Annotated in this window: 23 protein-coding genes; 4 read left to right on the top strand and 19 right to left on the bottom strand. The window is 48.2% G+C overall.

The window, feature by feature from the left end; translation table 11 throughout:
- Positions 1-95: 95 nt before the first annotated feature.
- Positions 96-965 carry an AraC family transcriptional regulator gene (locus HP399_RS12325; protein WP_173617317.1) on the bottom strand — a complete coding sequence of 290 codons (870 nt, stop codon included), beginning with the start codon at positions 963-965 and terminating at the stop codon, positions 96-98.
- Positions 966-1,086: 121 nt separating this feature from the next.
- On the opposite strand from HP399_RS12325, the gene HP399_RS12320 reads away from it, so the two are divergent.
- Positions 1,087-1,449 carry a VOC family protein gene (locus tag HP399_RS12320; RefSeq protein ID WP_173617316.1) on the top strand — a complete coding sequence of 121 codons (363 nt, stop codon included), beginning with the start codon at positions 1,087-1,089 and terminating at the stop codon, positions 1,447-1,449.
- A 197-nt stretch (positions 1,450-1,646) separates the two neighbouring features.
- On the opposite strand, the gene HP399_RS12315 is transcribed toward HP399_RS12320, so the two are convergent.
- From HP399_RS12315 to HP399_RS12280, 8 genes are all read right to left on the bottom strand, one after another.
- Positions 1,647-3,176 (bottom strand): hypothetical protein, encoded by a 1,530-nt coding sequence (locus HP399_RS12315; protein ID WP_228088504.1) that lies wholly within the window; start codon positions 3,174-3,176, stop codon positions 1,647-1,649.
- A gap of 125 nt (positions 3,177-3,301) precedes the next feature.
- Positions 3,302-5,356: an ATP-dependent DNA helicase RecG gene (gene recG, locus HP399_RS12310; RefSeq protein WP_173617314.1), complete on the bottom strand. Its 2,055-nt coding sequence runs from the start codon at positions 5,354-5,356 to the stop codon at positions 3,302-3,304.
- 1 nt (position 5,357) lies between these two features.
- Positions 5,358-6,242 carry an L-serine ammonia-lyase, iron-sulfur-dependent, subunit alpha gene (sdaAA, locus tag HP399_RS12305; protein ID WP_173617313.1) on the bottom strand — a complete coding sequence of 295 codons (885 nt, stop codon included), beginning with the start codon at positions 6,240-6,242 and terminating at the stop codon, positions 5,358-5,360.
- 38 nt (positions 6,243-6,280) lie between these two features.
- Complete coding sequence (gene sdaAB, locus HP399_RS12300) at positions 6,281-6,946, bottom strand: L-serine ammonia-lyase, iron-sulfur-dependent subunit beta (protein ID WP_039961391.1); 666 nt, start codon at positions 6,944-6,946, stop codon at positions 6,281-6,283.
- 207 nt (positions 6,947-7,153) lie between these two features.
- On the bottom strand, positions 7,154-7,645 hold the full coding sequence (locus HP399_RS12295) for a hypothetical protein (RefSeq protein ID WP_173617312.1): 492 nt from the start codon (positions 7,643-7,645) through the stop codon (positions 7,154-7,156).
- A 94-nt stretch (positions 7,646-7,739) separates the two neighbouring features.
- Complete coding sequence (locus HP399_RS12290) at positions 7,740-8,597, bottom strand: DegV family protein (protein ID WP_173617311.1); 858 nt, start codon at positions 8,595-8,597, stop codon at positions 7,740-7,742.
- A 47-nt stretch (positions 8,598-8,644) separates the two neighbouring features.
- The gene (locus tag HP399_RS12285) at positions 8,645-10,351 is read right to left on the bottom strand and encodes a DAK2 domain-containing protein (protein WP_173617310.1); all 1,707 of its coding nucleotides are present in this window, start codon (positions 10,349-10,351) and stop codon (positions 8,645-8,647) included.
- Between the two features lie 13 nt (positions 10,352-10,364).
- Positions 10,365-10,730, bottom strand: a complete 366-nt coding sequence (locus HP399_RS12280) for an Asp23/Gls24 family envelope stress response protein (protein ID WP_007728362.1) — start codon at positions 10,728-10,730, stop codon at positions 10,365-10,367.
- Between the two features lie 303 nt (positions 10,731-11,033).
- Between HP399_RS12280 and rpmB the strand changes: the two genes are divergently transcribed.
- Positions 11,034-11,222, top strand: coding sequence for a 50S ribosomal protein L28 (gene rpmB / locus HP399_RS12275; RefSeq protein ID WP_005831020.1), 189 nt, complete (start codon positions 11,034-11,036; stop codon positions 11,220-11,222).
- A 98-nt stretch (positions 11,223-11,320) separates the two neighbouring features.
- Here rpmB and spoVM read toward each other — a convergent pair whose 3' ends face one another.
- From spoVM to HP399_RS12245, 6 genes are all read right to left on the bottom strand, one after another.
- Positions 11,321-11,404 (bottom strand): stage V sporulation protein SpoVM, encoded by an 84-nt coding sequence (spoVM, locus tag HP399_RS12270; RefSeq protein ID WP_005831022.1) that lies wholly within the window; start codon positions 11,402-11,404, stop codon positions 11,321-11,323.
- Between the two features lie 23 nt (positions 11,405-11,427).
- A complete protein-coding gene (locus HP399_RS12265) occupies positions 11,428-11,601 on the bottom strand; it encodes a hypothetical protein (RefSeq protein WP_007728365.1) in 174 nt (57 codons plus the stop codon).
- Between the two features lie 189 nt (positions 11,602-11,790).
- Positions 11,791-12,351: an energy-coupled thiamine transporter ThiT gene (thiT, locus tag HP399_RS12260; RefSeq protein WP_173617309.1), complete on the bottom strand. Its 561-nt coding sequence runs from the start codon at positions 12,349-12,351 to the stop codon at positions 11,791-11,793.
- Positions 12,352-12,479: 128 nt separating this feature from the next.
- Positions 12,480-13,202 (bottom strand): amino acid ABC transporter ATP-binding protein, encoded by a 723-nt coding sequence (locus tag HP399_RS12255; RefSeq protein WP_173617308.1) that lies wholly within the window; start codon positions 13,200-13,202, stop codon positions 12,480-12,482.
- Positions 13,195-13,854 carry an amino acid ABC transporter permease gene (locus tag HP399_RS12250; protein ID WP_007728368.1) on the bottom strand — a complete coding sequence of 220 codons (660 nt, stop codon included), beginning with the start codon at positions 13,852-13,854 and terminating at the stop codon, positions 13,195-13,197. Before HP399_RS12250 ends, HP399_RS12255 begins: the two co-directional genes overlap by 8 nt.
- Before the next feature lie 53 nt (positions 13,855-13,907).
- Positions 13,908-14,714: a transporter substrate-binding domain-containing protein gene (locus HP399_RS12245; RefSeq protein ID WP_173617307.1), complete on the bottom strand. Its 807-nt coding sequence runs from the start codon at positions 14,712-14,714 to the stop codon at positions 13,908-13,910.
- 243 nt (positions 14,715-14,957) lie between these two features.
- On the opposite strand from HP399_RS12245, the gene HP399_RS12240 reads away from it, so the two are divergent.
- Together HP399_RS12240 and HP399_RS12235 are read left to right on the top strand one after the other, a co-directional pair.
- Complete coding sequence (locus HP399_RS12240) at positions 14,958-16,091, top strand: M20 family metallopeptidase (RefSeq protein WP_173617306.1); 1,134 nt, start codon at positions 14,958-14,960, stop codon at positions 16,089-16,091.
- A gap of 128 nt (positions 16,092-16,219) precedes the next feature.
- The gene (locus HP399_RS12235) at positions 16,220-16,642 is read left to right on the top strand and encodes an RDD family protein (RefSeq protein WP_007728371.1); all 423 of its coding nucleotides are present in this window, start codon (positions 16,220-16,222) and stop codon (positions 16,640-16,642) included.
- 94 nt (positions 16,643-16,736) lie between these two features.
- Here HP399_RS12235 and HP399_RS12230 read toward each other — a convergent pair whose 3' ends face one another.
- From HP399_RS12230 to pknB, 4 genes are all read right to left on the bottom strand, one after another.
- Complete coding sequence (locus HP399_RS12230; RefSeq protein WP_173617305.1) at positions 16,737-17,201, bottom strand: protease complex subunit PrcB family protein; 465 nt, start codon at positions 17,199-17,201, stop codon at positions 16,737-16,739.
- A gap of 388 nt (positions 17,202-17,589) precedes the next feature.
- A complete protein-coding gene (rpe, locus tag HP399_RS12225) occupies positions 17,590-18,237 on the bottom strand; it encodes a ribulose-phosphate 3-epimerase (protein WP_173617304.1) in 648 nt (215 codons plus the stop codon).
- Complete coding sequence (gene rsgA, locus HP399_RS12220; protein WP_173617303.1) at positions 18,231-19,121, bottom strand: ribosome small subunit-dependent GTPase A; 891 nt, start codon at positions 19,119-19,121, stop codon at positions 18,231-18,233. Before rsgA ends, rpe begins: the two co-directional genes overlap by 7 nt.
- Before the next feature lie 18 nt (positions 19,122-19,139).
- Complete coding sequence (pknB, locus tag HP399_RS12215; protein WP_173617302.1) at positions 19,140-21,125, bottom strand: Stk1 family PASTA domain-containing Ser/Thr kinase; 1,986 nt, start codon at positions 21,123-21,125, stop codon at positions 19,140-19,142.
- Between the last annotated feature and the right edge of the window lie 4 nt (positions 21,126-21,129).

The raw sequence follows: 21,129 nt of genomic DNA, 5'->3' as shown, positions 1-21,129 counted from the left end.
TGCCTGTCTTGCGCAAAAAAAGTTGGTAATTATTTCTTGCCGGATAAGCACACGTTGGTAGGTGTTCCGCAAGCGAGAGCGAATCCAATAAGGGGTTACTTTTTCGCGACAGGAATCCAAATTTCGCTTCGGAAGGTTGGTGATGAAATCTCTTTATTTTCGTTCCACAAAATCTCTGGACCCTCAGCCTGTTCATAACCGGAGGATAAAAACCATTCCGAATAAATCCGGGCCCAGACATCTTGCAGCGTATCAGGAAAAGGACCCACTGCTTCGAATACCGCCCAGGTGGAGGCAGGAACTTCGAGTACCGTCAGGTTGTCTGGACAAGCTTTTGCAGTGGCAACGCCGATATAGTGATCGAGCTCGCCATATTCCAGCCGACCTTCTGAAAAATTCGCGGACGCACTGAGCAGTCCAAGTGGCTTGACATCGGATAGCGACTTCAGTTGCTGAATCGTCTCCCTATCTAATGAAGCCCACATGGCCGCAATCTCTGGATTGACCCCACGATAAATCAACGGAACTCTTTTTTTCAGACCCACAATGCGAAATGCCTCTTTTTCTTCCATACGGTAATTCATGGCACTGCCTCCTTTAATGGATAGATGAAAGGTCATTCGCGGATAAGCCTTCAAGGAATGGCCGATGTGTCTGGCTTCTGTCGGAGTGACTCCATGCACAGTCTGAAAAGCTCTGGCAAAGGAATCAGCCGATCCATATCCGTATTTGATCGCAATGTCAATGACCCGCTCGTTGCTGTCCGCAAGCTCAAAAGCTGCAAGCGTAATGCGCCGACGCCGGATGTACTCGGATAGCGGAACACCAGCGAGAAAAGAAAACATCCTTTTGAAGTGATACTCGGAGCAGCAAGCCACCCGAGCGATTTCTTTGTAGTCAATCTCGCTTGTCAAATTGTCTTCGATGTAGTCCAGAGCCTCATTCAGCTTTGCAAGCAAATCCATGGTAATGACCTCTCTTTCCCCCTCAGAATAGCAGATGCAAAATCGGGCGATCCGACATTTCGTGCACAATTATGACGGGTCGACCTTGTGAAAAACACCAATTGAAAGGAGCTTTATCACAATGACAACCACTTCCCCCCTGCTCCCCCAAATCGGAGCCATTTTTGTAGCCGTCAGCGACATCGAGCGCGCACGCGACTGGTACTGCCGCCTATTGGGCATTCCCTCGGACGGTGAGATCATGTTCGGACAGATATACTGCATTCCCTTGCAAAACGGACTGGCGCTCGTTCTAGACAGCAAAATCTTTCCGAAGCGCATCACAGATGATGCTCCCTTGTTTCATTTCAACACACAGGATATCGAAGCCTCTTATGCCTTTCTCAAGGAGAGCGGAGTTGAAGTCGTCGTTCCTATCCAGCATGGTCACTGGTTCAACTTCCGCGATCCCGACGGCAATCTGATCATGGTAAGCCAATGTTAAAGGAAGAGGAGAATGGAGCGAAGATCGGCACCACAACGCTCTTGGCGACCCGAACATCCTCCATATGATTGCCAAAAAAAAAAGAAACAGGCCACCCCGTCGGCTACGTTATCATCGCCGGGCTGACCAATCCTCATCAAAGTATTGAACTTATGCGTATTACAATCGCAGTAAAAGCTGGCAACAGAATATGAGGCCTAGGGGGCAAATGCGTCCGGAGTCGTGACGTACAGCCATTTGCCATCGTTGCTAGCTCCCAAAATCGATACACTTGCTGGCAGTCCTTTCACCAGCACAGATTGTTGCTTATGATCGGCATCGAACAGGAAGAGCGACGACACGGACTCCGCTCCTTGTTCAGCTTTTTCCCAATCGATATAAACCAAATGGGGAGTGCCTGGAATCCATATCGCTTCTGGCTTCATTTCCATCAGTTTGACGTCGCCCTTAAACACCCCTGCATTCCAATACATTTGATAGGCCGCATCTGTCGACTGGATATAGCCAGACCACGCTTCTTTGGGAACGGGTGGATTCCAGCTGATCACCTTGCCTGACTGCCAATCGTAGCGTTGACGAAGCTCTTCAAAGCTATCTTCCTCTGTTCTCATTTCAAACGTTGCGTAACGTCCATCATCCATAAAACTGACGGGCTGGACTTGCCCATTCATCTCATCTGTTGGGACCCATCCTTTAATTACACCTGGGAGGCGCCGTTCTTTTCCAGTCGCCAAATCATACACGACCAGATCGAGATCCTTTTTCTGTTCGGTCTTTCCTACTGCCAGCAATACATGCTTGCGATCATGGCTAAAGCTGGCTCCATGTACGTATCCATCTACCTTGACACGAGTGGCAAACTCGCTTTTCGGTACTTCTGTCCCTTTCGGTGGATGAGCGAAAAAGAAGCCGCGTCGATCTGCCATGAAGTCGCCTGCACCGCTATAGTTATCCGTCAGCTCCACTGGATAAGCAGTCAGCTCTTTTGTCTGTGTGTCATAAATCGAATACAGCATGGGGAACCGCGCATCGCACTCGCAATATTCTGTAAATCGCTCCAGCTGCACATACCGTTCCTCAGGGTCGATAAACTCCATGGGGGTCCTGACGGCAAAGTCCGTCATTTTTTCTTTCACCTTGCCATCGACTGAGACTCGCCAAATCTGAGACGGAGCAAACACTACCGCCGAGAAATCATTCGTATCGTCAAACACGGTTCCCTTTACCGTCTTCGCTCCTGCTACATTTACAACATATTCCGTCCAGCTTCTGTCTTTGGCAAGTGTATCAGGAAGGGTAGCCTTCAATTGCAGTTGACGGTCGTGCAACCAGTGAAACGTAAAAATCGGCTCCACGAATCCCAAATCCTCTTTTTTGGTCTCTTCCTTGGCATTTTTGCGGATAGCTGCTTCGACTGTTCCACGGTTCACAGCTTCTTTAAAAAATATGGTGTACGCCTGTGGTGCAGGTCCCACGACTGTTCTTCGAGGAGAACGGAGCTGTGGAGCATCGTTTAGCTGAATGACCACGTCTTCTTTCATCGCCGCGTAGTCGTAAGGCAGTTCCTTTTGCTTCCATTCCTTTGTCGTTTGGCTGGTCGTATGGGATGGGCCAGTCTGGGCAATCCGACTGTCCGTGGAAGTTGCTTGCGCGAAGTCGGATCCTGTCATGATAAGCAATGCGAACACAATGGACATACTCATTCCCCGAATTTTTCGCAAAGACAAAAAACTCGCCTCGCTTCCTAGAAAAATTTACCTTACAGAGGATAGACGTCGATAGCCTGCTTAAAGTTTCACCCCACAAAAGAAAAAGCCTCCCCACATGCTTGAAGTAGGAAAGCCTTCCTTTCTTAATCGAAGACGACACCGTCCAGTACGCCCTCATTCTTCAAATAGTCACGCAGCCAGTGATACTTTTCATCGCGCCAGAAGGAGTCCTCTGCTACCAGCTTAACAGTCTCCTGTCTTGCTACTTCCAGGGCTTTGTAATCACTTAATAAATCAGCGACTTTAAACTCCGGCAAGCCGCTCTGCTTTGTCCCGAAAAAATCACCTGGTCCGCGCAATTCCAAATCGCGCTGTGACAGCTCAAATCCATCCGTTGTCTCGCACATGACACGCATCCGCTCTTTTCCGATCTCGGATTTCGGATCGGCGATCAGTACACAATACGACTGTTCAGAGCCACGTCCTACCCGCCCGCGCAATTGGTGAAGCTGAGCAAGACCAAACCGCTCCGCATCATAAATCACCATATAGGTGGCATTCGGCACATTCACACCGACCTCTACGACCGTTGTACTGACCAGGACAGCGTGCTCTGCCCCAAGAAAGGCTTGCATGACGGCATCCTTTTCCTTCGCTGGCAGTCGCCCATGCATCAATCCTACGCCGAATTCAGGGAAAATGTGTGTGAGCTGAGCATGTACATCAATCGCATTTTGCACATCGAGCTTTTCCGACTCCTCAATGAGTGGACAAATCACGTACGCCTGTCGTCCTTTGCGCAGCTCATCCCGCATTTGCTCCAACACAGCCGGAAACTGATCATGCTTTTTCCATGTCGTCTCAATCGGTTTGCGCCCCGCAGGCATTTGATCAATCGTCGAAACGTCCATGTCGCCAAATGCCGTAATTGCCAGTGTTCTCGGAATTGGCGTTGCAGTCATAAACAAGACATCAGGTGACAAGCCTTTATTCCGTAAAATTCGCCGTTGCTCCACACCAAATCGGTGCTGCTCGTCCGTAATCACGAGACCAAGACGGGAGAAAAAGACATCCTCCTGAATAAGCGCATGGGTGCCGACCACGACATCGATTAACCCCATTTGCAGAGAGCCGATGACTTCGCGTCTACGTTTCGCCGTCAGCGAGCCAGATAAGAGCGCGACCTGAATGCCGTAATCGGACAAGAGCTTCGTCAACGACTGCACATGCTGCTCGGCGAGAATCTCCGTCGGTACCATCAGCGCTCCCTGATAACCTGCTTTCACAGCAGCAATCAGCGCGATGGCAGCTACGACGGTTTTCCCCGAGCCTACGTCCCCTTGCAGCAGCCGATTCATCGAATGAGGGGCCCGCATGTCGTCCAATATTTCTTTTACCACTCGTTTCTGCGCATCTGTCAGCGGGAACGGTAACCCTTTGACAAATTCCCGTACCTCTTCCATCGGGATCGCCAAAGCAACGCCTTCCGTTTGCTGCCGATTAATCTTGCGCAGTGTTTGCATTTTCAACTGGAATAAGAAAAGCTCCTCAAACATAATCCGTCGCCGCGCTTGACGACCATCTTCCGCATTTTCTGGAAAATGAATCGAATGAAAGGCATTCATGCGCGGCATCAGTCGGTAGCGCTCTACGATATCCGCCGGAAGGACCTCAGGAATCTCCTTGCCGTACTGACGCAACGCCAGTTGAATGGTTTTGCGCAGCAGTGTATGCGTCACATCGCCGCCAAGTGGATAGACAGGAGCGAGCTCACCTCGTTTTGTCGCACGTTCGGAGTCTACTTCAGTCATCTCGCTCACAGTGATTTGTAGCTTGTGCTTGTCCCATTTTCCTGTGACGAGTATTTCCTTGCCTGGCGACAGCCTGCTTTTGACAAACGTCTGATTGAACCAGACAGCCGTCACCACGACACGATCCATGACAACCTTGACCGACAGTCGTGATTTTCTTTTTCCATAAAAACGAACAGAGGGTTCGCCGTACACCGTACCTGCCAGCGTGACCCTCTCTCCGTCTTTTACTTCTGTCAAATCGCGCACACGGTAATCTTCATAGCGAGACGGGAAATACTCCAGCAAATCACCAATGCTGTTGATTCCCAGTCCTGCAAATGCCTTCGCCCGCTCTTCCCCTACCCCGTGCAAAAGGGAGACGGGCGAATGATATGCACCAGCCATCTTACTTCTCCATCCGTACGCCGAACACTTTTGCTTCGATCATGCGGCCCGTTTGCGTAGCAGCAAGACCACCTTGTGCGGTTTCCTTCAGCGTAGTCGGCATGGCGCAGCCGATTCGGTACATGGCATCGATGACTTCATCTGTCGGGATTACGCTCTTGATGCCTGCCATTGCCATATCTGCGGCAACCGTCGCAATCGCTGCTCCCATCGCATTTCGTTTGACACATGGTACTTCAACCAGTCCGGCTACGGGGTCACAGACCAGACCGAGCATATTTTTCATCGCGATCGCCACTGCTTGGGCAGATTCCTCAGGCGTACCGCCAGCCATTTCTACAATTGCCGCAGCAGCCATAGCCGTTGCAGAGCCCACCTCTGCCTGGCAGCCACCTGCAGCACCCGAAATGAATGCATTGTTGGCAATGCAATACCCGATAGCGCCTGCGGTGAACAAATAATTGACCATTTCCTCACGGGTCGGTTGCAGCTTGTCAGATACGGCAAACAACGTCCCTGGTACAATGCCGCATGCTCCCGCTGTAGGCGTTGCAACAATCGTACCCATTGCTGCGTTTACTTCATTAACCGCCACGGACATCGAGACAGCATTCAAAAGTGTGGGACCAGACAAAAACGTCTTGGTCTCCATATATGTTTGCAGCTTCTTCGCATCGCCGCCCGTCAACCCACTATGCGAGCGAATATCTTCAGTAAGCCCGCGACGCACTGCTTTTTCCATCACATCAAGGTTGGCGTACATATCTTGCATAATGGCATCCCGACTACGCTGGGAAACTTCCATTTCTGCTTCAATCATCACCTCGGAGATTTTCTTCCCCTGGGATTCGGCCAACTCTACTAGTTCAGCCACATTACGAAACATCTGGTTGTTCACTCCTCTAATCCTGCTCGTCCTTTTGCTTAGTTCAATGCGAGCAGGGATACGTCAAAGATATGGGGGATTTGACGAATTTCCTCCAAGACTTCCGGCGAGATCGTCGAATCCGTTTCGATTGCCATCAAAGCACGCGAACCGCGTGTGTGTCGAGACACTTCCATGAGCCCCACATTAATGTTGTGCTGGGTCAGCACCTTTGCCACAGCCGCAATCATCCCAAAGCGATCCTCATGCAAGACCAAGAGCGTCGGTGTATCGAAGCCCAACTGAAAGGAAAACCCGTTCACTTCCAACACTTCGATCTTCCCGCCACCAATGGAAACACCAACGATTTCAATCTGTTGCTCATCATCAGACAGCTTGATCCGCGCCGTGTTCGGGTGCTCTGTCAAAACCTCAGAAGTGGTCAACTCCACTTCCATGCCAGCTTTTTCTGCAATCACCAGCGAATTTTTCAGACGCAAATCCGACGTGTCAAAGTCAAGAATTCCTGCAACAGTCGCCACATCAGAGCCATGTCCTTGATACGTTTTTGCAAATGAGCCATAAAAAACAATTTCTGCTCGCAAAGGCATTCTGCCAAACAGCTTGCGAGCCACACGACCGATACGGGCTGCACCAGCCGTATGGGAGCTAGATGGCCCAACCATGATTGGACCGATAATATCAAATACGCTTTTGTACTTCAACCGGTTCTCCTCCTGAATCACAAGGGGTTCAACAAGATTCACTTTCATTGTATCCTACAGCCTTTGAAAGCGCTACAGAGGAAACTGTACGTAAAGCAATCATAACCGATTTACGCTGACAACATGCGGTTAAATCAGGCTAAATGAAAATACTACCTCTGAGTCCCACAGGCAACATGTAAGCGTACAACCTTCATGAATTTCATTTTATTTCTTTGGAAGTGAAATTAAAAATACCTTTACGGAATCTAGTTCTTGGTCGAAATCTGCTTGAACATCATTTCCTTCGTTTGCTGTTTCTACTATTGGAATTCCATCATGATAAGGGAAATGAATAAACTCGTTAATGATTGGTTCAAGCTCATCAAGGATTTCAATCTTTCCGCTAAAGGGGAGTCTTTCATGAATCTGAGAGATAAGATTAAATCTTAGTTGCGAAGCCTGCCAATCGAACCAAACATATAACAGCATTCCATGATCACTATTTGATTTTAAAATTTGCTGTTGTCTATTCTCTATTACTTTATGGAAAAAGTTCATAAAATCAGAAACTGTGAACTGACTAGCTAACTGCATACTTAAAGAAATAGACCACATATTAGCAGAAATTTCTTTGTTCAAATCATCCTTATGACCGCCAATCAATAGAGAGTCATACACAATATCCTCCAGCTCAAAAAGGAAATCATCCTTATTCACCAAAACCTCCCCCTTATTTTCATGACTATTAGAATCTCCGTATAAAAAAGAAGCCCCCTGCCTCAGGGAAGCTCCTCTCCATACCATATATGCCTTACTTATCTTTTACCACGACGATCCCAAGAAGCCCTGGACCTGTATGCGTACCGATCACGGGACCAATCTGTTCCAACCAAGAGTCCGTTACCGAAAACTCTTGCTTGAGTCGCTCCAATAGCTCAGCCGCTTGATCTGGAACACTGCTGTGCAGCACAGCGATTTTCACAGGCTCCCCTTGCGCGTATTCCTGCAAAGCTTCAAATACGCGATTCAGAGCTTTCTTCGTCCCTCTTACCTTGTCAAAAGCAGACACGTACCCAGCGGTATCCAGTGTCAAAATCGGCTTGATATTCAAGAGCGAACCGATAACGGCAGATGCTTTTCCGATCCGACCGCCTTTTTGCAGGAACTCCAGTGTATCTACAATAAAGTATACCTGCACCTCATCCAAATAACGATCAATCTGATCCAGAATCTGCTCCTTGTTCTTGCCTGCTTGTGCGGCTTTGGCAGCCTCCACGCAGATCATTCCATGAACAAACGAAGCTTTGCGCGAATCGATCACCGTAATGTCGATATTTTCATCCAACATCGACTTGGCGATCATCGCTGATTGATACGTACCCGATAAGGAACCCGATAAGAGTATGGCAATGATTTGCACGTCCTTGCCATATTTCTCATGGATCTCTTTGTACGCTTCAGCAAATTCAAGCGGAGACGGCTGTGAGGTCGTTGGCATCACGCTCGATTGCTTCAGCTTATCGAAAAACTCCGAAGACGAGATAGTGACCGCGTCCACATACGTTTCCGCCCCAAACATGATTTTCAACGGGACGGCCACGATCCCCAATGACTGCCTCACAGACGCATCGATATCAGACGCGCTGTCGGTAAGAATCACAATTGGCATTCTCGATCGCTCCTCTCCCTATTCGTTCGTATTCAAAAAGTTGGCTTTTACTCGACAGAAAAAATGAATGGATACAACGGTTGACCGCCTGCCTGGATCTCAACTTCCACATCCGGGTATGCATCAGACAAAGCTTTTTCTAAAGCATGAGCCTGATCTTCTGTCGCATCTTCTCCTAAGAATATCGTCACGATTTCGGAGTCTTCATCCACCATTCCCAAGAGCAACGTCGTTGCGCAAGCTAGCAAGTCGGGACCTGCTGTGACGATTTCTTTCTCAGCCATGCCGATAAAATCGCCTTCTTTGATTTCTACCTCACCCATTTGCGTGTCGCGAACCGCGTGCGTCACCATACCTGTTTTCACCTGGGCAATCGCCTTGGTCATTGCTTGCGCGTTCGTTTCCGGTTCAACATCTGCACGGAAGCTGACCAGTGCTGCCAATCCCTGCGGAATGCTCTTCGTCGGTACGACAGATACAGGAACTTCAGCGAGCTCGGATGCCTGCTGGGCTGCCATGATGATATTGCTGTTGTTTGGCAGGATAATGATGTGCTGGGCATTCAGTCCTTCGATGGCCTTCATGAAGTCCTCTGTGCTCGGATTCATCGTTTGGCCGCCCTCTACCACCACATGCACACCCATGCTGCGCAGAATCGTTGCGATTCCCCCACCAGCAGCTACCGCGATCAATCCGTATGGAAGCAGCTCTGTAGCAGCTTGAGCAGCTGTTTCTGGCTTCGCCTGTCCTTTGCTTTCTTCCGCTTTTAGAATGTTCGCATGCTGCTCACGCATGTTTTCTATCTTCAGTCGATGCAGACTGCCGAATTGCTGAGCGTATTGCAATACGCTTCCCGGATGCTCTGCATGAATATGTACCTTGACCACTTCTTCATCAGAGACGACTAGTAATGAATCGCCCATCGTATCCAGATGGTTGCGGAACAGCGCTTCTGAGAACGTCTTTTTGTTCGGCTCGGTGCTATGCGCGACATGAACCATAAACTCCGTACAGTATCCGTAGGTGATGTCTTCTGTTTTCATGTGGATTTGTGCATTATGCTGCTCAGAAATGAGCTTGTCCAGCTCTTCCTGACCGATTTTAGGTACCGAACGCTCACGATCGGCGGAAAGCTCTTCCCCGCGCAATGCTCGCAAAAACCCTTCATAAATAAACAAGAGACCTTGTCCACCTGAGTCGACTACGCCCACTTCTTTTAGAACAGGCAGCATTTCCGGCGTACGCAACAGCGTAGCTTGCGCCTGCTCGTATGTTTTTTCCATGACAGAGATAATATCATCTGACGTGCGCGCTGCACGCACAGCCATCTCCGCCGCTTCACGGGCAACAGTCAAAATCGTGCCTTCTACCGGCTTCATCACTGCCTGATACGCAGAGTCAACACCAGCTTTCAAGGCATCGGCAAACTGACGGGCGTTAACCTCATCTTTTCCATTGACTGATTTGCTGAAGCCGCGGAATAACTGGGACAAAATCACGCCGGAGTTACCGCGCGCGCCCATTAACAGACCTTTTGCCAAAGCAGCTGCCGATTCAGTGATTCGGGGGGATTCTTTTCGAGTCAGCTCCTCCACACCGGAAGAGAAAGTCAAATTCATGTTTGTCCCCGTATCGCCATCCGGCACAGGAAAGACGTTTAATCCATCCACTACTCTGACGTTGTCGGATAAAAGGTTCGCCCCCAGGTAAACCATCCGGCTAAACAGCACGCCATCTAGACGCGTATGTACCAACTGATGTTCCTCCTTACATATCCCTGTCTGTACGAACTCCCTGCACAAAAATATTAACAGCAGTCACATCAATGCCTACTGTTTGCTCCAAGGTATATCGAACACGGCGTTGAACGTTGCCTGCCACCTCGGAAATTTTCACGCCATAGCTGACGATAATGTGCATGTCCAATACTACTTCGCCATTTGTGTTATGAACGACGACACCTTTACTCAGGTTGTCTCTTCCTAACAGTTCAGCGATTCCATCTTTCAACGCTTTGCGAGAAGCCATGCCCACAAGTCCAAAAACTTCCATGGCCGCGCCTCCAGCGATCCGTGCGATCACATCTTCTGTAACATCGATCTTTCCTAGCGATGTATTCATTTCCACTGTCATGCAAGGACTCCTCCTCTGTTAAACAGCTTGACCGTCATAGGTAAGCGTAACCATGCTTCCTTACAATTCTACACTAACACAAAAGAGAAATGAAGCGTTTTGTCAATCCTATCAACCCTATAAAAAAACTCTATCGAAGTCTAGCATGGGGGAGCGACCGCGTTTTAGCATACGTTGAGAAAGTAGGGGTAAATCATGTTGTCAAGTATTGCAATTGACAGCAATGGTGTGCTAATATAGTCGAGTATTTGTATTTCCCACAAAGGAAATCCCGTTTATATGTAACAAGGGAGGTGGATTGTAATGGCACGTCGTTGCTTTGTAACAGGTAAATCTGCTAAAGCTGGAAACGCTCGCTCCCACTCCATGCGCGCAACTCGCCGCACTTGGGGTGTCAACGTACAAAAAGTGCGCATTCTCGTAAATGGAAAACCGAAGCGCGTTTATGTAAGTACTCGAGCACTGAAATCCGGTCTCGTAACTCGCGTATAGTTGATCTCAGCTATGCGAAAAAAAGCACCCTCGAGGTGCTTTTTTGCATTTCTCCCGTTTCTCCACTCTTCTCCCAAAGGAGGCTCGGGGCCGAAGCTTCACTTCTTCTTGTTGAACGCCTCGATGATGCCCCGAATCATGCCACCCAGGAACTTCGGCAACTTGATGGTGTAAAACCGCATGCTACCCCTCCTCACCGAAATTACTACACACGATACAAATACACGCCGGCCCCTATGAGTGCTAATGCCAATAGGCTATACCAAACCCACGGAGGTGCCCAATACAAGAAAATGGTGATTCCCCCGACAGCCAACGCAACCCCGAGAACACGTCGCAAGGCGCCCCCCTGTCGCAGGCGATAGGAGCGCAATCCCATTTCGTGCCGCACCTCCTTTAGGTGTTCTCAAAAACGTGCATATTACATCATATTCTGCTGTCGGATAAACATGTATCCTGCCACATGAAAAAAGTATATGCCTAAGAAGTAAAAAATCAGGCAACGGAACTCGCTGCCTGATTACATTATGTGGATAGCTTGTACTTGATACCGATTTTTTCCTGTTTCTTACGCGACTCGATCGCGTGCAGGGAACAGCAGCTGCGATGCGCTGCTGAGCACAACTGTCATGACGACTCCCGCGATAATCATTTCTGGCAGCAGATACGTAATGTTATAAATGAGGGAATATTGCCAGACTGGTACACCTTCTGGCGCGTAGCTGCCAAACCAAATCATACCGGATAGAAAATGGCAGACAAATCGTCCAATCACGCCGATGAACAAGCTGCTCCACAGTACCATGATTCGTTGCTTCGTTCCTTCGTAGCCAGACAGGCGAACAAGCCCAGCGAGACCCAGCGCACCAAAAGCGAGCGGATAATCCAGCAACAGCTGAACTGGATGGACAACTGTACTGCCCAAGAGCAATTGAAGAAATCCGACAACAAGTCCTGTAATGACACCAGCAGCGAGTCCACGGCGAACAGCGATCAACGCGATTGGCACCATCACCAGGGATACAGAGCCGCCCTGTGGCATATCGAAAACCTTGATCTGACTAAACACAATTGCAAGAGCCGCCATCATCGCCATTTCCAACAAAATGACCAACCGTTGACGATCCAAAATAGTCACTCCTCAAAATAGAATAAACAAAAAATTTTTTACACTGATAATGTTTCTGATTCTAGCCCAAGTCTATGCTCGTGTCAAAGAAAAAAGCCGCTGCCTCATCGGCACTGCGGCTAGTTGTATTACCGAACCTTCTCCAAAAACTGCTGGGCACGTTCACTTCTTGGCTTTTGGAAAAACTCTTCTGGTGGCGTATCCTCCAAGAGACGACCATCATCGAGGAACAAAATACGGTCTGACACCTCTTCAGCAAAGCGCATTTCATGCGTAACGATTGCCATGGTCATTCCGCTATCAGCCAGCCCCTTCATAACCTCCAAAACCTCCTTGACCATCTCTGGGTCGAGGGCAGAGGTCGGCTCGTCAAACAGCATGATTTGTGGCTCCATCACCAGCGAACGGGCAATGGCTACACGCTGCTTCTGACCGCCTGACAAGCGTGATGGAAAGACATCCGCTTTGTCTGCTAACCCTACGCGTGCCAATAGCTCTCTCGCCTTTTGTTCTGCTTCTGCCGCAGACATGCCTTTTACTTTCATGGGAGCATAGGTCAAGTTTTTCAATACAGTCATATGCGGAAACAGGTGAAAATGCTGGAAAACCATCCCGATTTGCTGACGAATGCCCATCACGTCAGCCTTTGGAGCTGTAATTTCCTGTCCGTTGATCGTAATTGTACCCGTCGTTGGTGTCTCCATGAGGTTGATGCAACGCAATAGCGTTGACTTCCCCGATCCAGATGGACCGATAATGGCGACAACCTCACCTTTACCGATGTTCGTCGTGATGCCCTTCAATACATTCAGTTGCCCAAATGACTTCGTAATGTTATCGATCTTAATCACTGAGTCTCATCCTCCGTTCCAGCACGCGAGCTACCCAAGTCAGGATCATAACCATGACATAGTACAGGGTACCGGCGATCATGTATGGCTCAAAATAGCGGAAGATGGTGCCTTTAACCACATTCGCGTTCTGCATGATGTCTGCAAGACCAATCGTAGAAACGAGTGCAGATTCCTTCAAGAGCGCAATCGTTTCATTGACAAGTGCAGGCAAGATATTTTTGACAGCCTGCGGCAAAATAATGTCGAGCATCATCCGGTGATATGGTACACCAAGCGCCTTGGCCGCTTCCCACTGCCCTTTATCCACCGCCAAAATCCCACCGCGAATCGTCTCAGAAATGTATGCACCTGAGTTTAGTGTAAACGTCAGTACAGCTGCTTCCAATTGAGAAATGTTGTAGCCAGTAAGCTGTGGCGTTGCAAAATAAACAAAGGTCAGCTGCAAAATCAAAGGTGTCCCGCGGAAAACAGACGTATAGGCAACCGCGATCCAGTTTAGCAATTTCACATTCGAAATTTTAATAAGTGCGAGGATGGAGCCCCAGAAAAATCCCAATACAACCGAAATCAAAGTAACAAGTAGCGTGCCCTTTATCCCTTCCAATATGAAAGGAATATAGGGCACGATTTGTGCAAAATCCAAATTCATGCCCATTCTCCCCTCTTGCTGCTTATACCGTTATTATTCGTTGCCTGGAGAGATTATTGACCGAACCATTTTTTAATCAGCTTGTCCATTTCTCCGTTTTCTTGCATCTTTTTAATGACTTCATTAAATTTCTCTACGTGTGGCGATCCTTGTGGAAACGCAACAGCAGAGCCATTCTGTTCGTTTTCTTCCAGAGTGGTGAATTGCAGAGTGTCATTGTTTTCCACGAAGCCTTTCGCTACCGTGTCCTCGATAATAGCAGCATCTACACGGCCCGCTTTTACTTCTTCGACAATCTCAGGTAGCTTGTTCAGTGAAGTGATCTGCAAGCCGGAAACAGTCTTTGCAATCTCCTTTGCTGCCCCTTCCTGAATAGAACCGAGCTGTACCGCCACTTTTTTGCCAGCCAATTGCTCAGGCTTGGTCAGATTGCTGTCTTTCTTTGCTACGATCGTATTTTTCGCATCGTAATAGATGGTGGAGAAATCAGCGTTCTTCTCGCGCTCAGGTGTTGCTGTCATGCCAGCCATAACGAAGTCCGCGCGTTTCGTTTGCAGTGCCGGAATAAGTCCGTCAAAGTTCATGTCATTGATTTGCAGTTCATAGCCGAGCTCTTTTGCAATATATTTCGCGATATCAATGTCAAAGCCGACAATCTCATCTTTTCCGCTGCTCAGGTCGTGATATTCATATGGCTTATAGTCAGCAGAAGTAGCCATAACCAATGTTTTCTTATCGCCAGCAGAAGGTGCAGGTGCTTGTCCTGTTGCGGTTTGATTGCCTGTACCGCATCCAGCGATCACGACTGCCGCAAGCATAGAAGTAAGTGCCAAAGTAATAAATGATTTTGTTTTCTTCATGATGAACCCCCGTTGTTATGATTTTTAAGCATAAAGCAGTCTATTCGTAGCATTAATTTGCATGAAAACTTATATTTATGCATCACAATGATTATTTTACTCATAATCTGAACAATTTCAATCATTTTTTACTTACATTTTAAACACCGAATATACAGAATTTTATGTACAAATCTTTATTTTAGTGGCAGAAAAGCAAACAAGGCTTTATAGTGCTAGTAAAAGGAATTACAGGAGGCTGACATGGAGAAAAACTGGACGTCCTATTTTCAGCAGCAACTCCCAGAAATTATCGAGGAACTGCGTACATATGTAGAGATGGAAACACCCACCCATAACAAGCAAGCTGTCGATCGATTGGGCAGCCTGATTGCCGAACGCTTTCGCCAATTGGGGTGTCGGGTAGAGAGCTTGCCACAAGAACAATACGGAAATCAGCTGCGAATGGAGTATGGAGATGGCGACGAGCAAATCCTCATTCTCGGTCACTTCGATACCGTAAAAGAGATTGGAACATTAGCCGTTGAGCCTTGTCGCGAGGAAAATGGCCGACTCTATGGGCCTGGTACATACGACATGAAAGCAGGGATCGTTTTTAGCTATTTCGCCCTGCGCGCCATGATGGAACACAATCTCTCGCCCAAAAATAAGCTCGTCTTTTTTTGGAACACCGACGAAGAGATTGGCAGTGCTTCCTCCGAAATGCTCATTAGAGAGGAAGCAAAAAGAAGTAAATATGCATTGGTACTAGAGCCTGCCGCAGGAGATGGCTCTTTGAAAACAAGCCGCAAAGGTGGCGGAGACTTCATTTTAAAAGTAACAGGCCGCGCTGCACATGCAGGCAATGATCACGCTAAGGGGATCAATGCGATCGCTGAGCTGGCCCACCACGTCCTCGATATTCAATCGTTTACGAATTATGAGGCAGGCACTACCTTGTCTGTCGGTACCATTACAGGCGGAAGTGCATCGAACGTCGTACCTGACTTTGCCATGACAGAAATCGATGTGCGTATCCAAAGCCGCGAGGAAAGCGAGCGTATTACCCAATTGATGAGTCAGTTGACCCCTGTCCATCCCGAAGCCAAGCTGATCGTGGAAGGCGGAATCACCAAGCCTCCTATGGAACGAACAGCTGGTACCGAGCAACTGTTCTTGCATGCTCAGGAACAAGCGCGTCTGGAAGGATTTGAATTGACGGAGCAAGGTGTCGGTGGAACAAGCGATGGAAACTTCGCCGCTGATGCAGGAACACCAACGCTTGACGGTTTGGGACCTGTTGGTGATGGAGCCCACGCTTCCCACGAGCATATCGTCATTGACGCCATTCCTGGCAGGATTGCCGTAATGCTTCGGATGTTTTTAACCTTGTCATAATAAATTTACAAGTGTATAATTTTATGGAAAATTAAGGCTCCGTCTAGTTAACGACGGAGCCTTATCTGCACTATTTTTGAATAGGCAGTCATATATATTCCTATTCGAATAACAAGGAGAGGTAAAACATGGAATCAATCACCACATCGCCAAGCAATCCCGTAGGATTTTGGCGCCGGCTGGGTGCCGGTCTACTAGATGCAATCATTATCGGACTACCGCTACTACTGATCACCTATATCATTACAGGCAATACAGAAGACAATCTTGTTACCAACATCATCTCCTCACTGTACAGCCTCCTCGTGCCTGTATTTTGGCATGGCTATACAGTGGGCAAACGAATTGCCGTTATTCGCATCGCCCGAATCGATGGAGAGCCTGTAGGAATCGGAACCATGCTGTTACGCAACTTAGTTGGAGGAATCGTGTATGTCATTACACTCGGTCTTGGTATAATCGTCAGCGCCATCATGGTTGGTGTTCGTCAGGATAAACGCTCGATCCATGATTTGATCGCCGGTACGTATGTAACATCAAATCAGCCTTAATTTAGCACTCTTCCGAAATAGAATAGCAGCTCTGCGACGAAAAAAGGCCGGATATAATCATCCGGCCTTTTTTTACTTCTATCCATCAAGCAGTTTATCGGAACAACACCTTATCTGTATTCGCATCCATAAACACCATAGTTGTGTACGGCGGTAGGCTTGCACGCACAATGATATAAGGTGTGTGCACCGCTGGCATTGTAATCTCTTCTGGAGCAGGATTTGTCAGCTCTACATAAACCGTGAGCATTTCCCATCCTTGCTGCGTTCCAACAACCTTCAAATTGTAGCCAGAGGTAGGCATTTCACCACGGGAGACCACATACAGGTCGCCTTGGCGATGTACGCCCTTCTTCGATTTTACTTTTCCTACGAATGCTCGTTCAACCGCTGTCAAGGTACCTTCTTTTTCGATAGACATTTTTTTCGTTTGCACGTCTACTTGAGAAGTCGAGATCGGCTCCGAATGTTTTTGTTCAGCGTGCACGGCAGTTTGTGAAAATGGCAGAATGGAGAGAATGGTGAGAACCGCTACACTGTTTTTCCATAACGATTTCATACATGATCAACTCCTGATTTTTTTTAGAGGGCGAGAAACATTTCTTGATACTGGCCAGTATCTCTCAGACAGGAAATTTTTACCACTATCTGGATAATTTGATTTAATCATTATATTTATTAAAAAGCAATATTTTCCAAAATGTTTTATTTTTGTTAATTAACATTCACCATCTATAACCAATAATCCTTATAAGAGTAAGAATAATTCGATTTCATTCTATTTGTAGTATGAACTATAATTATACTTTTATTTTTATTATTAATTGATTTATCACATAATTAGTTACAATATTCAGATGATTACAAACAACATAAACAGAAAAAAGCACAAAAAAGCTGACGCCGATTGCATATCGTCGTCAGCTTAGAGCTACGTATTATTCTTACTATCCACGAATCGCAGCGATCGCTTGACCGCGATCTGCCTGATTGAATACCGCGCTACCTGCAACGAGGACAGTCGCTCCTGCTTCCTCGCACAAACGTGCTGTTTGTGCATTGACACCGCCATCGATTTCGATTTCCACATGCCCCAAGCCACGCTCGTTCAGCATTTGACGCAACTGGGCAACCTTTGGCACAACGCTGTGAATGAATTTTTGTCCACCAAAACCAGGGTTCACTGTCATGAGGAGAACCATATCCAAGTCAGCAAGGACTGGCTCGATCGTGGAAATCGGTGTAGCCGGGTTCAATACTACTCCCGCTTTCACATCTTGCTCCTTGATCAAGTACAGCGTGCGATGCAGATGACGGCATGCTTCCTGATGAACAGTAATCCAGTCTGCCCCACTTTTCGCGAATTGCGGAATGTAGCGATCTGGATCCTCAATCATCAAGTGTACATCGAGAGGCAGCTTGGTCACTGGGCGAATCGCCTCCACAATTAGAGGGCCGATCGTAATGTTTGGAACGAAGTGTCCATCCATCACATCCACGTGAATCCAATCTGCTCCTCCCTTCTCGACATCGAGAATTTCTTCGCCCAAACGGGCAAAATCAGCAGATAGGATAGAAGGTGCGATTTTTACCATGGTTTGTTCCTCCGTTGGTATTCTTTTAGCTCTTCGCGGAATTGTTTGTAGTGTGCGTAGCGCTGTTCACTGATCTCCCCGGCCTCCAGTGCGGCCTGTACGGCACAAGCTGGCTCGCTTACGTGAAGACAGCCACGGAACTTGCATTCCGAACTGCGATCGGCAAAGTCCCGGAAGGATTCCGCCAGATCAAGCTCGGAGAAATCGATAAATTCGAGTGAACTGAAGCCTGGTGTGTCTGCCACATAGCCGCCGCCCGCAAGCGGAATCAGTTCGACGTGACGCGTTGTATGCTTTCCTCGTCCGAGCTTTTGGCTGACATCTCCTGTCTGCAGGCTGACACCCGGAAACAGCATGTTGATCAGGGAGGATTTGCCTACACCTGACTGACCTGCAAAAACCGAAATACGGTCCCGCAAAATCTCACGTACGTCCTCCACACCACGTTCATCCGCTGTTGAAGTCGGAATCACGCGGTACCCGATCGCTTCATATTTCTCCACGATTTCGGTTACCTCTTCTTCCGATACTTGATCGGCTTTGGATAGCACAATCACAGAATCAATCCCTGCACGCTCCGTGTGCGTCAGGAACTTGTCCAACAGCAACGGACTGAACATCGGCTTGTACATCGAAAAGACGAGTACCGCCTGATCCACATTGGAAACGGGCGGACGAACCAACTCATTCGTCCGTTCGCCCACCTCCATGATATAGCCTTCGTCCTCATTGATCGCATCGTAGACGACCCAATCCCCAACCAGTGGATTTACTTTTGCATCTTTTTTCTTGAAGAGCCCTCGTGCACGGCAACTGTAGATTCGCCCTCCGTCGGCTACATAATAGAAACCGCTGAGCGCTTTCACAATCCGTCCTTCTGGCATTCATGTCCCTCCACTACACTATGGCAAGCTGTTATACGAAACTGGAATCGTCTGGTATTCATTGAAGCCTTGATCAGTCGATCGTTTCACAAAGACCTTGACTACCCCGTCCTTCTGTGGCGCCAAGACGATTGGTACATCGTACTCTTTATTTTCGGTGACCGTATCCGTATGGAGAACTTTTGCTTCTCCACGAGCATCTGTCACTTCAATTTTCACTTCCAGTGTTTCACCAGGCACAACCTCTACATAAACCGGAACGTTTGCCAGCTTGGCGTCCTGCGGATATTGGCCATTGCTGACCTCAAGCGGAACTGCTACACTCTTTTGCACATCCATTCCCGGATCGTATGGGTGCGTGCTGAGAACAATGCCTGGTTTGTCCGTGGTATAAGTAGGCACTTCCTTGATTTCACCGACAGACAGCCCTCTTTTGAACAATTCTACTTGTGCAGCCTCTACGGATTTATTCCGGACATCCGGCATTTTCACGAAGGCTTTTCCTTTACTAATCGTGACCGTTACATTCGTTTTGGTCGGGAACACCTTTTCATTTGCGGCTGGAGACTGCTTGATAACCGTGCCTACCTCGGCTTTGTCGTCCTCTTCCTCTACGAAAGTGACATTCTCCAGTTTAAAACCATTGCTTTTCAATGCTTCCTCTGCTGTTGCTCGCGGCAACGTAACCAGATTTGGCATATTGATCTCTTGTTGTCCTTTGCTTACATACAAGGTCACAACGGAATTTTCCTTTAACCGCATGGGAGGTGCAGGGTCCTGGCGTATTACCATTCCCTTTTCTATCGTATCATTGGCTTCTTCAACGATACGGGCAACAAGTTTGGCATCCTGAATCTTCTTCTCGGCAAGCGTCACTTCGATCCCTTCTACATGAGGTACCTGTGCCTCAGGAACGGAAGGAAACAGATTCAACAGTAAGTTAAATCCGAAGAATGCCAGTACGAAAAACAGTCCGATACCGCCTACCCATAATAGGGCTTTGACCCACCATTGTTTCTTGGCTGGTTTGGCGTCCTCTTCTTCCGTACGCTGCTCATAGCGACCACGCCCCGCTCCTCCGGTTTTGCCATTGGTATGGCCTTCGAGCATGTCAGGTGTGATGATCGGCACCACACGCGTCATCTCTTCATCCACCGGGAACGTCAGCTTTTCTTCGTTTAATCGCTCTGGAAACAGGCAGGTCTCCAAATCTTCTAGCATTTCGCTCGCGGATGCGTATCTGAGAAACGGATCCTTTACCAGCGCCTTTAAAATGACATTCTCCACACTCTGTGGGATAGCCGGATTGACTTGGCGCGGCTCTGGAAGCGGCTCCTGCAAATGCTTGAGCGCCACTGATATAGGCGAATCACCGGAAAACGGCAGTTCACCCGTCACCATTTCGTACAAGACGATCCCCAGCGAGTAAATGTCGGATTTTTCCCCGGTAATCCCACCGCGCGCCTGCTCTGGCGAAAAATAATGGACAGAGCCAAGCATCGCATTCGTATGCGTAATCGTTGCTGATGTAACGGCTCGCGCAATCCCGAAGTCCGTAACCTTCACCCGACCATTTTTTCCAATCATAATGTTATGCGGCTTTATATCTCGATGAATGATCTGGTTTTGATGCGCATGATCGAGTGCATCGCAAATTTGCTCGGCTATCCGCACTGCCTCTTCTACCGGCAGCGCACCACGTTGAATGATGACCTCTTTCAACGTGTAGCCTTCTATGTACTCCATCACCATGTAATGGGTATCGCCTTCCTGACCGACATCATACACCCCAACCACATTGGGGTGAGATAAGCTCGCCACCGCCTGCGCTTCACGTCGGAAACGATTGACGAAATCTTCGTCCGTACCAAACTGTGAACGCAGTACTTTGACTGCCACTGGACGATTCAAAATTAAATCTCTGGCCTTGTATACAATGGCCATACCGCCCCCACCGACGCGGGATTCTATTTGGTATCGTCCTCCCAGTCGTTGACCTTCCATCTCT

This window comes from Brevibacillus sp. DP1.3A (assembly GCF_013284245.2).
Classification (GTDB): domain Bacteria; phylum Bacillota; class Bacilli; order Brevibacillales; family Brevibacillaceae; genus Brevibacillus.
The sequence above is the reverse complement of the archived record's forward strand: the minus strand, read 5'-3'. Positions and strand labels throughout refer to the sequence as shown.

What these genes read in the sequence shown, in the direction of transcription:
- HP399_RS12320 (WP_173617316.1), top strand. Translation starts at nt 1,087, where the DNA reads ATGACAACCACTTCCCCCCTGCTCCCCCAAATCGGAGCCATTTTTGTA.
- HP399_RS12245 (WP_173617307.1), bottom strand. Translation starts at nt 14,714, where the DNA reads ATGAAGAAAACAAAATCATTTATTACTTTGGCACTTACTTCTATGCTT.
- HP399_RS12325 (WP_173617317.1), bottom strand. Translation starts at nt 965, where the DNA reads ATGGATTTGCTTGCAAAGCTGAATGAGGCTCTGGACTACATCGAAGAC.
- HP399_RS12240 (WP_173617306.1), top strand. Translation starts at nt 14,958, where the DNA reads ATGGAGAAAAACTGGACGTCCTATTTTCAGCAGCAACTCCCAGAAATT.
- sdaAA (WP_173617313.1), bottom strand. Translation starts at nt 6,242, where the DNA reads ATGTTTCGTAATGTGGCTGAACTAGTAGAGTTGGCCGAATCCCAGGGG.
- HP399_RS12230 (WP_173617305.1), bottom strand. Translation starts at nt 17,201, where the DNA reads ATGAAATCGTTATGGAAAAACAGTGTAGCGGTTCTCACCATTCTCTCC.
- HP399_RS12235 (WP_007728371.1), top strand. Translation starts at nt 16,220, where the DNA reads ATGGAATCAATCACCACATCGCCAAGCAATCCCGTAGGATTTTGGCGC.
- spoVM (WP_005831022.1), bottom strand. Translation starts at nt 11,404, where the DNA reads ATGCGGTTTTACACCATCAAGTTGCCGAAGTTCCTGGGTGGCATGATT.
- rsgA (WP_173617303.1), bottom strand. Translation starts at nt 19,121, where the DNA reads ATGCCAGAAGGACGGATTGTGAAAGCGCTCAGCGGTTTCTATTATGTA.
- pknB (WP_173617302.1), bottom strand. Translation starts at nt 21,125, where the DNA reads ATGGAAGGTCAACGACTGGGAGGACGATACCAAATAGAATCCCGCGTC.
- HP399_RS12265 (WP_007728365.1), bottom strand. Translation starts at nt 11,601, where the DNA reads ATGGGATTGCGCTCCTATCGCCTGCGACAGGGGGGCGCCTTGCGACGT.
- HP399_RS12250 (WP_007728368.1), bottom strand. Translation starts at nt 13,854, where the DNA reads ATGAATTTGGATTTTGCACAAATCGTGCCCTATATTCCTTTCATATTG.
- recG (WP_173617314.1), bottom strand. Translation starts at nt 5,356, where the DNA reads ATGGCTGGTGCATATCATTCGCCCGTCTCCCTTTTGCACGGGGTAGGG.
- rpmB (WP_005831020.1), top strand. Translation starts at nt 11,034, where the DNA reads ATGGCACGTCGTTGCTTTGTAACAGGTAAATCTGCTAAAGCTGGAAAC.
- HP399_RS12290 (WP_173617311.1), bottom strand. Translation starts at nt 8,597, where the DNA reads ATGCCAATTGTGATTCTTACCGACAGCGCGTCTGATATCGATGCGTCT.
- rpe (WP_173617304.1), bottom strand. Translation starts at nt 18,237, where the DNA reads ATGGTAAAAATCGCACCTTCTATCCTATCTGCTGATTTTGCCCGTTTG.
- HP399_RS12280 (WP_007728362.1), bottom strand. Translation starts at nt 10,730, where the DNA reads ATGACAGTGGAAATGAATACATCGCTAGGAAAGATCGATGTTACAGAA.